We start from the raw sequence: 381 nt of genomic DNA on the forward strand, positions 1-381 counted from the left end.
GCCGGTCGAGGTCGACGTGGACAGCGAGGTGATCGAGCTGTTCGCCGAGGACAGGCCGGTCGAGGTCGAGGTGGACAGCGACGTGATCGAGCTATTCGCCGAGGACAGGCCGGTGGAGGTCGAAGTCGACAGCGAGGTGATCGAGCTATTGGCCGACGAGAGACCCGTCGAGGTCGAGGTCGACAGGGACGTGATCGAGCTGTTCGCCGAGGACAGACCCGTCGACGTCGACGTCGACAGCGAAGTGATCGAGCTGTTGGCCGACGAGAGCCCCGTCGACGTCGAGGTCGACAGCGAGGTGATCGAGCTATTGGCCGACGACAAGCCGGTCGAGGTCGAGGTGGACAGCGAAGTGATCGAGCTGTTGGCCGACGAGAGGCC

General features: G+C 64.6%; 1 protein-coding gene. It reads left to right on the plus strand.

Annotation, left to right across the window (positions count from 1 at the left end; all coding sequences use genetic code 11):
* On the plus strand, positions 1 to 381 hold a 381-nt coding region (locus HWX00_RS36590), incomplete at both ends, for a hypothetical protein (protein WP_208456757.1).

The sequence above is a fragment of the Burkholderia seminalis DSM 23518 genome (genome assembly GCF_902832885.1).
GTDB lineage: Bacteria > Pseudomonadota > Gammaproteobacteria > Burkholderiales > Burkholderiaceae > Burkholderia > Burkholderia seminalis.